18 protein-coding genes and 1 pseudogene are annotated in these 9,598 nt (G+C 58.5%); 17 read left to right on the top strand and 2 right to left on the bottom strand.

Features of this window, described 5'->3' with window-relative positions; genetic code table 11:
- Positions 1–5: 5 nt before the first annotated feature.
- Complete coding sequence (locus WCA85_RS25985; protein ID WP_424067733.1) at positions 6–188, bottom strand: hypothetical protein; 183 nt, start codon at positions 186–188, stop codon at positions 6–8.
- A 219-nt stretch (positions 189–407) separates the two neighbouring features.
- Positions 408–713 carry a transcriptional regulator gene (locus WCA85_RS25990; protein ID WP_424067734.1) on the bottom strand — a complete coding sequence of 102 codons (306 nt, stop codon included), beginning with the start codon at positions 711–713 and terminating at the stop codon, positions 408–410.
- Between the two features lie 113 nt (positions 714–826).
- Here WCA85_RS25990 and WCA85_RS25995 point away from each other — a divergent pair.
- The 17 genes and pseudogenes from WCA85_RS25995 to WCA85_RS26075 all read left to right on the top strand — a co-directional run.
- Positions 827–979, top strand: a pseudogene (locus WCA85_RS25995) (helix-turn-helix transcriptional regulator); the annotation flags it as partial.
- A 105-nt stretch (positions 980–1,084) separates the two neighbouring features.
- Positions 1,085–1,696 carry a S24 family peptidase gene (locus WCA85_RS26000; protein WP_424067780.1) on the top strand — a complete coding sequence of 204 codons (612 nt, stop codon included), beginning with the start codon at positions 1,085–1,087 and terminating at the stop codon, positions 1,694–1,696.
- Between the two features lie 13 nt (positions 1,697–1,709).
- The gene (locus tag WCA85_RS26005; RefSeq protein ID WP_424067735.1) at positions 1,710–2,156 is read left to right on the top strand and encodes a hypothetical protein; all 447 of its coding nucleotides are present in this window, start codon (positions 1,710–1,712) and stop codon (positions 2,154–2,156) included.
- Positions 2,157–2,195: 39 nt separating this feature from the next.
- Entirely contained in the window at positions 2,196–2,480 is a 285-nt protein-coding gene (locus WCA85_RS26010) for a hypothetical protein (RefSeq protein WP_424067736.1), read from the top strand.
- A 360-nt stretch (positions 2,481–2,840) separates the two neighbouring features.
- Positions 2,841–3,164 (top strand): hypothetical protein, encoded by a 324-nt coding sequence (locus tag WCA85_RS26015; protein WP_424067737.1) that lies wholly within the window; start codon positions 2,841–2,843, stop codon positions 3,162–3,164.
- On the top strand, positions 3,161–3,403 hold the full coding sequence (locus WCA85_RS26020) for a type II toxin-antitoxin system HicA family toxin (protein WP_424067738.1): 243 nt from the start codon (positions 3,161–3,163) through the stop codon (positions 3,401–3,403). The genes WCA85_RS26015 and WCA85_RS26020 overlap by 4 nt, the downstream gene beginning before the upstream one ends.
- 191 nt (positions 3,404–3,594) lie before the next feature.
- The gene (locus WCA85_RS26025) at positions 3,595–3,909 is read left to right on the top strand and encodes a hypothetical protein (RefSeq protein WP_424067739.1); all 315 of its coding nucleotides are present in this window, start codon (positions 3,595–3,597) and stop codon (positions 3,907–3,909) included.
- Positions 3,910–3,931: 22 nt separating this feature from the next.
- Entirely contained in the window at positions 3,932–4,315 is a 384-nt protein-coding gene (locus WCA85_RS26030) for a DUF1566 domain-containing protein (RefSeq protein WP_424067740.1), read from the top strand.
- A 390-nt stretch (positions 4,316–4,705) separates the two neighbouring features.
- On the top strand, positions 4,706–4,888 hold the full coding sequence (locus tag WCA85_RS26035) for a hypothetical protein (protein ID WP_424067741.1): 183 nt from the start codon (positions 4,706–4,708) through the stop codon (positions 4,886–4,888).
- A 114-nt stretch (positions 4,889–5,002) separates the two neighbouring features.
- Complete coding sequence (locus WCA85_RS26040; RefSeq protein WP_424067742.1) at positions 5,003–5,155, top strand: hypothetical protein; 153 nt, start codon at positions 5,003–5,005, stop codon at positions 5,153–5,155.
- A gap of 7 nt (positions 5,156–5,162) precedes the next feature.
- The gene (locus WCA85_RS26045; RefSeq protein WP_424067743.1) at positions 5,163–5,390 is read left to right on the top strand and encodes a hypothetical protein; all 228 of its coding nucleotides are present in this window, start codon (positions 5,163–5,165) and stop codon (positions 5,388–5,390) included.
- A gap of 8 nt (positions 5,391–5,398) precedes the next feature.
- Positions 5,399–5,554 (top strand): hypothetical protein, encoded by a 156-nt coding sequence (locus tag WCA85_RS26050; protein WP_424067744.1) that lies wholly within the window; start codon positions 5,399–5,401, stop codon positions 5,552–5,554.
- A complete protein-coding gene (locus tag WCA85_RS26055) occupies positions 5,551–5,787 on the top strand; it encodes a hypothetical protein (protein ID WP_424067745.1) in 237 nt (78 codons plus the stop codon). The genes WCA85_RS26050 and WCA85_RS26055 overlap by 4 nt, the downstream gene beginning before the upstream one ends.
- Entirely contained in the window at positions 5,777–7,153 is a 1,377-nt protein-coding gene (locus tag WCA85_RS26060) for a hypothetical protein (protein ID WP_424067746.1), read from the top strand. The genes WCA85_RS26055 and WCA85_RS26060 overlap by 11 nt, the downstream gene beginning before the upstream one ends.
- A gap of 32 nt (positions 7,154–7,185) precedes the next feature.
- Positions 7,186–8,316 (top strand): RecT family recombinase, encoded by a 1,131-nt coding sequence (locus tag WCA85_RS26065; protein WP_424067747.1) that lies wholly within the window; start codon positions 7,186–7,188, stop codon positions 8,314–8,316.
- Entirely contained in the window at positions 8,313–8,828 is a 516-nt protein-coding gene (locus WCA85_RS26070; RefSeq protein WP_424067748.1) for an HNH endonuclease, read from the top strand. Before WCA85_RS26065 ends, WCA85_RS26070 begins: the two co-directional genes overlap by 4 nt.
- A 52-nt stretch (positions 8,829–8,880) precedes the next feature.
- Positions 8,881–9,576: a lambda exonuclease family protein gene (locus tag WCA85_RS26075; RefSeq protein WP_424067749.1), complete on the top strand. Its 696-nt coding sequence runs from the start codon at positions 8,881–8,883 to the stop codon at positions 9,574–9,576.
- Positions 9,577–9,598 lie beyond the last annotated feature (22 nt).

Genomic DNA, 9,598 nt, shown 5'->3' on the forward strand with positions numbered 1-9,598 from the left:
TACTTTCATCCCTTCGGCCACGGCAGCCAGAGGAAAAACTCAGCCGCAAAATGAGTGACCCACGCGAGCGCCCAGATCAGAAAGAACGCGGCAAGCGTGGCGAGAAGAACGAATGCCAGGGCAGACGGCACCGGGTACCCGGAGTTCGGGCCGAGCAACTTCGCGAGGCGACGCAAGATGTTCTTCATTTACGCATCCTCCTCAGCAGAGCCGACCGGCGGTTGGACGTCGTCCGCGTTCAACGCGTCAATCTGCGCATTGAGAGCGACTACGAGACTCGCTACGGTGTTTGTTATGCGCGAAAGTTGATCGTCAGACGCTCGGGCAACGCACTTGGCCGCTTCGGAGAACAGCGCACGGCACATCTCCGCCGTCATAATTTCGCGTTGACGTTCAGTAATCGCCATTTACACCTCCCCGTCAGTCGAGCCGACCGGCGGCTGGGTATCGTCGGAAGCAGCAGTTCGGTCAACAGCGCCGTTGGAGAGCTTGACCAGTTCTGGCCAGATGGATTTCCAGTCGTCGGGCCGCAGCATCTGACGTGTCACGACGCCGCCGGTGGCCTGTTCGATCGGCGTACAGTGTTCAATCGGAACGCGCCGGTCTGGTGCCATCCACTGATGGACCGCCCCCTTGGTCACGCCGAGGATGTCAGCCAGCGCTTTGTAACTGCCGACAATGCCTGCAGCGATCTCGATAGGGTGTTTGGTCATTTCGGGTGCCGGTCATGAGTGATCTCCCGAGAAAGTATAGATTTGCTAGACCTAAAAGTAAAGAAAAAATAGACCAAGGACGTTTAGATTTCCTATACCCTCCGCGCATGGAAATGAGAAACTGGATCAGGAGCGCCCGCAAAAAGGCTGATCTAACACAGGAGCAGCTTGGGGAAAGGCTCGGAGTGACCAAAGGAAACGTGTCTGCTTGGGAGAATGGCAGGCACGAGCCGAGCTATGCTCAGATCCAAGAGATTTCGGTTATCACGAAGTACCCGATGCCGGATTCTCAGCCAAGCACCCCCGCAGCGAGCGTCTTAGATAGTAAGGATGTCGCAGAGCGCGTAGAGGAGATGCTTACGGAGACGGGCATGGACAGCGTCGCCTTCGCGGCCAAGTGTCAGATCCCACTTGAGAGGGTGGAATCGTGGCTAAAAGGCGCGTCGATAGGCGTTGAGGATGCTGTCGCGATACAGACCGTTTTTGGCTACAACAGCGCCTGGGTACTGGCCCGAGTGGGTCAAAAAAAGGCCGCTATCCAACATAATGATGAGTTCCGCCCGCGGGGCATCGGCAAGCGGAAACCACTCGCGGTGGTAGGAATGGCGCAACTTGGCGACAACGGCTTTTGGGCCGACGTGGAATATCCCGTCGGGCACGGGGATGGCTATATTGATTGGCCGACAACCGATCCTGACGCATATGCAATCGAATGCTCTGGCGATTCGATGCGACCCCGAATCAAGCACGGCGAATTCGTTATCGTTGAGCCGAATCACCCAATACAGCCGGGTGAAGAAGTTCTGGTCAAATCGAAGGATGGCCGGGTGATGGTAAAGGAGCTGGCATACAAAACCGGCGGCCGGTATACATTGCTTTCGGTCAACGAGGCACACGGCAAAGTCGTTCTTCACGAAGACGAAATCGATAAGATGCATTACGTGGCCGGCATCGCAAAAAAGTCTATGTGGCGCCCAGAGTGATTAGGTGATCCTGATGAGAATGCACATAGCGGCAATCATGACTTTCACGGTCGCCTGCAGCGTCGCCGCTTGCAGCAAGGCACCCAACGCCGCGCCCCCATCAGTTGCCGTCGCACCAGTCGCGCCAATGCACAATTACGTGCTTGAGCAAAATGGCGAGTATGGTTATCAGCCAAGTGTTTCGGAGCAAGAACGTCAGCAGGGCGTCGGCCAAGTTCCGTTAATCATGGTTAGATATTTTGGGAAGCAACATGGCGAGTATCGACTGCGAGCGACTGCCGATGGCCAGACCACGGAGACTACATGCAAGGAACCATGCACTTATGTGAAAGAGGCATTGCTTATTGACGGCAACCCGGTGCAGTCACAGACAATGCAAAACACGCCCGGTACCCTCATTTATGCCGTGATGGCTGACGCCATAAACGGCCAACTCAATCCATACAAAGAAGCACCGTGATCTCCCCGAGCACCGGAAATACGGAGGCGTGAGACTCCCATGAAAATAAGCGCTGAAGATCTGTCGGCGTATTTCGCGGCGAAGAACGTCCGCGACGATTGTCCCATGTGCGCTACGAGTGACTGGTCTGTCGCGCCAGTTCAGGGGCTTGATGGAACCCAGGAGGCCGGCGAGATAGCACTCGAAGTGACTGTACGCATGGTCAAGCGGAATTCATGGATACCCGTGCTTCCATTGATCTGCCAAAACTGCGGTTTCGTGCGCATGCATCATACTTTTTGGATCGAAAAATGGTTCGCAGAGAAAAATAATGGCGGCCGGTAGAGACCTCGAAATAGCGGGGTGCCGCGGCTAGACGGATTGTATGGAGTAGTCCAACTTTGTACTTTCGAGACAATCTAACGAGCGGTTATGCTGTCCAACGCACCGTCCAGCTTGAAATTTGCGCCAAAACTAGCATCTATGTTTCGAGCCCCGGAAGTTGCAATGAGATTTCGAGGCTCAAATCTTGCGCCGTAATTTTGCCGCGCAATTTCCAACGCACGAAATCCCAACGGTGGGTACAATGCCGAAACCGCTTGACAGAAGGATTTCGCCCTAAACTTTTGGGCCGAGATGCCGTCAAACTGTTAGTTATAGATGTTTACGTACGTCGCTACCTGCGGGCGCGACACGGAGAGAGTTATGAGAGCCAACGAGCTGATCTTGCATTGCTTGGGGCGGAAGGAAGGCGATCAATGGGTCGTCATGTCGTTAGAGTTTTCGCTGGCCGCCCAGGCCGATTCCTTGGAGCAAGCCAAGGCCATGCTTCAGTCCCAGATCCGCGAGTATTTGACGGATGCCCTGATTGGGCAGGATAAAGCGCATGCCGAGGAGCTGCTCTCCCGACGAGCCCCCCTTAAATATTGGGCGCAATACTGGCTTGCGCGGTGCATCCGCGGTATCGGCAATCACACGCTGGTAAAGACATTCCGGCAGCCGCTGCCGTTGGCTCCTGCGCATGCATGAGCGGCGTTAATCCGCCGCTTACATGCAAGGAAGTCAAGCGCACACTCAAATCACTTGGATTCACGTACCGGAACACTGAAGGGTCGCACGAGAATTGGGTTCGGGATGAGCCGAAGCCCTTTCGCAAGGTGACGGTCGATTGCCCAAAAGCACCGTTCAGCCAGATCCTCATCGAATTGATGGCCCGACAGGCCGGCATGAGCAAGAAAGAGTTCTACGCCGCATTTCGCAAGATCTAGCCCCGCCCCGAGCGGGGCTTTTCACATCTACCCAACGTTCTCAAAGATTCATCGAAGCCCGCCTTGTGCGGGCTTTTTTGCGTCCGCGGGACGGCTGTTACAAATTCAGGTCAACATTTTCTTGACCTTCGATGTCTAGGTTTTCTATACTTCAGTCCATCGAAGCACAAACCACAAAGCGGGAGCCGGACATGATCAAGAACAGCAAGCAGTCGTGGGAAGTGGGTTCAACCGTCAAGGTTGGCTTTCTGTCGCTGACCGTCAAGGCAGCGATCGCCACGCCGGGCGACTTCGCGCCAGATGCGTACATCCTGGTGAATGCGAAGGGCACGCAGTTCTACAAATTCGTTCCTCACAACGGTGTTGAAAAGATCGATGCGATCGAAGCACGCGAACTCATCGCCGACGCTTGGGTGCGCACAGACAAGGTAGCCGCAGCGGCCGTTCAGCGTGCGCAAGACAGCGCGAAAGCGATCGCCGAGATCAACGCCGTCATCTTCGCCTGATTCCCATCCAAAGGAGAGCCACATGTCACGCATCACTGAAGCTGTGCAGTACTCGATTCCGGAGCTCAACGAAGGCGAGGTCTACGTTGGTGCTGTTTTCACTCCGGAAGGCCGTGGCCATCACGCAATTCTGTTGGCTGGATCGCGCGGTCTGAGCACGTGGAAAGACGCGCTTGAGTGGGCAGCGTCTGTCGGTGGCGATCTACCTTCGCGCTTTGAACTCCTGATGCTCTACACGCACGCAAAGGATCAGTTCGAAAGCGACTGGTACTGGTCAAACCAGTCTTATGAGCACAACGACGCGTTCGCCTGGTGTCAGGACTTCGGCTACGGCAACCAGGACCTCACCCACAAGGGCTACAGCGGTTGCCGCGCGCGTGCCGTCCGCAGATTAGTTATTGAGTAATTCAGTTATTCAATTCGCTTTCATTCAGGTACGTCATGAACAGTCTCCACACATTCATCGTGATCGGTTGCAACGCCTACGACGAATATACCTTCGTCCCCTGGCTGAACCGAACGGTTTATCGGCGCACCGTGGATCTGAGCCGCGTCTGCCTTCAGTAACAGTTTCGAAGCGACGGCCGCTCGATAAGCCGGTGAGGTGCGATACCTCCGAGTGGTCCCCGTAAGGGACCGCCCTGAAGCATGAGCGTTCGACGGCAGCCGGTGGGCTCGGTTGCAGTAGACACGAACGTTGCGCGGCGCAACACCCTGCCTCATGGGAGCGTCGAATGTTCATCCTTGAGGGCGATAGAAAGTCAGGTGAAATAAGGACTACTACGCGAGGTGTGTCATGGGCAAGCATTTCAATGCTGAGATCTATCGCAAGTTGCAGCAGACGCAGGGGAGGGGCGATGAGCAGCTTTCCGAAGCGGAGCGCGCTGCAGGCTGGGACGACTTCGAATCCTTCCGCGACGACAAGTGCCTTCGCGAAGTGGATGTGATGTTCAACCGGATGTTCGGGGCGGCGCAATGAAGTTCGTCGTTGCCATCGGGATCTGGGTGTTTCTCGGCGCGGCGCTGGTGATCTTCATTCGTGGCGCTGGCCATGCGAAACGGCGCTGAGTGGCGCAAATACAGGAGCCAACGAGTGAACCCCACCGATACCGAATTCGAAGCGTCGCACGCAATCACCACTATCGCGTGCCTCGTCTTCGGCTTCCTGTTCGTCGGCTTCGCGTTGCTCTCTACGTTGCTCGGCGACGCGTTTGTAACCGCTGTTCTGTCATTTTTCGGAGGTTGATGTGGGCATGATGATGATCGACCTGCGCACCGTCGAAACCGGGGTACGCCTTACTCAGGCAGAGCGGCTCGCTGCTCAGATGCGTCACCTGTCAGCGATGAACGACGCTCAGCTAGCAGAGAAAAAGGCCCGCAATGCGCGTCGCGGTCTCGTGCCGATGGAAATCGGCGTACATCACGTGCCGGAGAGCGTCGCCAGACAGTTCCTGCATTGCACGGTTGGAGGTGTGCGGTGATTCGTGCCATGGCCCGTTTCTACGATCGCCACCCGCGCATTGCGTTTGGTATCGCCGTCCTGGCGGCGTTCGCTTGCCTGTACATCGCAGCTGACTGGGACCGCTCCGATACCAACGCGTTGCGCCTGCAACTGATGATGGCTGCGTCGAAAGGTGCGGTATGAGCAAGATCGAACGCATGGTGCGAATCACCATCGAGCAGATGACCGAACCGCGCGACGTGATGCTCGCGCAGGTTGAGGTGGCGCACTCGCTGGTGTTCGATGACCTGACCGGTGAAGTGTTGGAGTCGTACGCCGAGTTCAATGGTCAGGTCATCGTCGACATCCCGTACAACGCCGCTGAACTTCAGCGGCATCTGAAAACCGAACAAATGGAGGCGTTGTATGACCGTTGAACAAACCGAACTGGTGGTTGCCGAGCAGCCGCAACAGTTGATCACCATCGAGCCGAAGAAGTACGTCGAGTTGGTGTTCGAACCGTTCGCGAAGCAGTTCGAAGAGGCAAAGAACTCCGTCCGTGAAACGGCGTACGACATCGCCACGACGGCTGGTATGAACAGCGCGATCAAGCATCGCGCCCTGTTCCGCGACATTCGCATTGCCAGTGAAAAGGCGCGCAAGCTGCGCAAGGCTCCGATTCTCGAAATCGGCAAGTTGCTCGATAGCCGCCAAGGCGAAATCGAAGCCACGCTGTTGCCGCTCGAAACCTTGTTCGATGAAGAGATCAAGGCGGAGGAAGCGCGCAAGGAAGCCATCAAGGCTGAGGCGGCGCGCGTTGAGGCTGAGCGTCAAGCCAAGATCCAGGCGGCAATCGACGCCATCAAGGCGATCGTGCTGACGCTGGTCGGCAAGTCGTCTGCTGAGATCGATCAGGCGCAGATCGCCCTCGACTTCCGCGACATCACCGCCGAGGAATTCGACAAGCGCGCTGGCGACGCGATGAAGGCGAAGGCCGACACGTTGGCGAAGCTGGCCGAGATGTACGACTCGGCGGTCGCCCGGGAAGAAGAGGCCGAACAAGCTGCGGCCCAAGCTGAGGCGGATCGCGTCGAGCGCGAACGTGTCGCTGCTGAGCAACGCGCAGAGGGTGAACGCCTTGCCGCTCTCGCACGTCAGGTCGAAGAGCAAGCCGCCGCCGCGCGGGCTGCACAAGCCGAACTGGATCGTCAGGCGCAAGCAGCTCGGGAAGAGGCCGATCGTAAAGCGAACGAACAGCGCGCCGAACAGGATCGGATTGCTGCCGAGGCCCGTGCCGCCGAGCAGCGCGTCCTCGATGAGCAAGCTGCCGCGTTGCGCGCCCAGCAGGAAGCGGCTGATGCTGCGCGTCGCGCTGAAGAGGCGGCGGCAGCGGAAACGCTTCGCGCACTGGAAGAGCAAGCCGAAGCGGCTCGTCGTACGCAGGCCGAGCGTGAGCGTGCAGAAAACGTCGCCGCGCGCATGGCCTCGGAACCGACTGGCGGCACCTGGTCTGTGGTTGGCGGAGCTGTCGTCAGTGATCAACCAATCCCCGGTCTGTTTGGTGGTGGTCATGACGACGTCGAGTACTACGGCGGCCACCTGATCGCCGAGAGCATTTACCGCCCAGCCGACGCGCATCTGCTCGCCGCATCGAAGGCGATGTTCGAAGCCCTGCAGGCCGCGGAGCACGCGCTCGGCTCGATCGTTCGCGACGGCCAGCCGGTGTTCGAAACGACTCTGACGAAGGTGCGCGAAGCGATCGACGCTGCGCGCGTTCCGGAAGCGGAAGCGGCCGTCGTCTGAATCCCTATTTCCATATCTCAAAGGAGTTTCACGTGACTAACCCGGAATCCAACGTGCGCGCGCTTCAGGTAGCGAGTGGTGCGCCTTCAGATCTTCCTTCCGAAGACACGAGCAGCGCCGCGCTCATTCTGAGCGGCGACGCGATGGATCGGGCGCTCAAGTTCGCCGACGTCATGGCGACCGGCCGCTCGACTGTGCCCAAGCACTTGCAGGGCAATCGCGGCGACTGCCTGGCGGTGACCATCCAGGCTATGCAGTGGGGAATGATGCCTTTCGCGGTGGCTCAGAAAACCCACCTCGTGAATGGCACGCTCGGCTACGAGGCCCAGCTCGTCAACGCGGTGATCACGGCGCGCGCTCCGGTGACCGGGCGCATGAACTATGACTGGTTCGGCGACTGGGATCGCATCGCCGGCCGCTTCAAGGAAATGCCCGCCAAGAACAATCCCGGCGAGATGCGCATCGTGCGTGATTGGACGATCAAGGATGAAGAAGGCCTTGGCGTGCGGGTCTGGGCGACGTTCAAGGGTGAAGCGGAACCGCGCGAGCTGCGCTTGCTGCTCGCGCAGGCTGGCGTACGTAACTCGCCGCTCTGGGGGCAAGACCCGAAGCAGCAGTTGGCGTATCTCGCGGTCAAACGCTGGGCGCGCCTGTACTGCCCGGACGTGATCCTGGGCGTCTACACGCCGGATGAACTCGACGAAGCCCCGGCACCGCGCAACATGGGCGCCGCTGAAGTCGTCACGCCCGAACCGTCGACGGCATTGCTCGACGAAGCGCGCACCGCTGCAGGGAAGGGCGTAGCTGCTTATCAGGCGTTTTGGGCAGCCACCAGCAAAGACAACCGTAAGTTGCTGGCCGGCGAGCACGAAAGCCTGAAGGCGACTGCTGTGCGTGCGGACAAAGAACGGACCATCGACAACGGTGCAGCCGCGACCGCAAAGCCTACCGCTGCCGCTGCATCGACGGCGCAGAGCGGCGCACCCGAAGTCACCTTCGCTGAGGTGATGGCGAGCATGAAGAGCGCCGCCGAGCGTGGTGATCTGGACGGTCTGAATGCAGCCGCCGACATGATCCGCAACGTCAACGACGCCGATGAGCAGGCTGAGCTGCGCACCGAATACGCCGCGCTTGTTGAAGCCGTCGAGGGAGGTGCGCAATGAAACGGCTGCCGCCTCTGACGGTGGACGATATCCGTGCGCGCTTGTCTGTCGACATGGAAAGCGGCCGCTGTTACTGGGTCAACGCGACGAAGTATCACTCTCGACTAAATGGTCAAGAGGCTGGCAGTCCGCGGAAAACGCGTCGCGGCAATTTCTATTGGGTAATCAAGATCAACGGCAACGCATATAAGCGGGCGCAACTGGTCTTGATGCTGGCAACTGGGCGTTGGCCGGTCGAAATGGTTGATCACGACAACGGCAATACCTTAGATGATCGGTCTAAGAATTTGCGGCATGCGTCTGCAACAGAAAACGCACAGAACCATCGGACCCGAGCAAAGAAGAGCCCTCTACCGATGGGTGTGCGTCAGTTGCCGAATGGAAAGTTTCAAGCGCGTATCACGTGCAACAAGAAACCCGTATCAATCGGCGTTTTCGAGTCAGTGGACGAAGCGCTGGTTGCCTACAAACAAAAGCGAAAGGAGGTGTTCCATGCGTTTAGTGGCCTGTGAACAAGGTAGCGAGGCTTGGCACCAAGCGAGAAGCGGCTGCATCACCGCGTCGATGTTCAAAATCGCGCGCTCCAAGATCAACGGCCTCGACGAAAAGCAGGCTGCGTACGTGAACGCGATCCTGTCGGGTCTCGACGAGGCAGCCGCGCGCGATGTCGCTGACTACAAAGCACCTCCGAAGTCGGAAACGGTAAAGCGCGCAATCGCCGGAGAAGTGGTGGGCGATCCGTCTGAAGCTGCGCTGAATTATGCGTTCCGTCTGGCCGTCGAGCGCATCAGCGGCCAGCCGCTCGACGAGGGTTTCGAGACTTGGCAGATGCGCCGCGGTCACGACCTCGAACCGGCGGCGCGCTTGGCGCACGAAGCGTCGGCTGGGGTGATGGTCGAGCGCGCAGGGTTCGTCACGACCGATGACGGCCGGTTCGGTGCCAGCGCGGACGGCCTGATCGGTGACGACGGCGGCAGCGAATACAAGTGCCTCGTTTCGCCGGAAGGCCTGCGCGACGTACTGCTGTCCGACGACATCTCCGAGTTCATCGACCAGATCCAGGGCTGCATGTGGATCACGGGCCGTCGGTACTGGCACTTCGCTCTGTATTGCCCAGCGCTTGAACCAGTCGGCAAGGAACTCTACTGGCGCCGCGTCGAGCGCGACGAGGGCTATATCGAAGACCTCGAAATTGAACTGCTGCAGTTCTCGGCGCTGGTCGACCAGTACGAACGCACGTTGCGGCAGAAAGCCGCCTGACGCTGGACCGCTTAAACACATC

This window comes from Paraburkholderia sp., from assembly GCF_049581445.1.
Classification (GTDB): domain Bacteria; phylum Pseudomonadota; class Gammaproteobacteria; order Burkholderiales; family Burkholderiaceae; genus Paraburkholderia.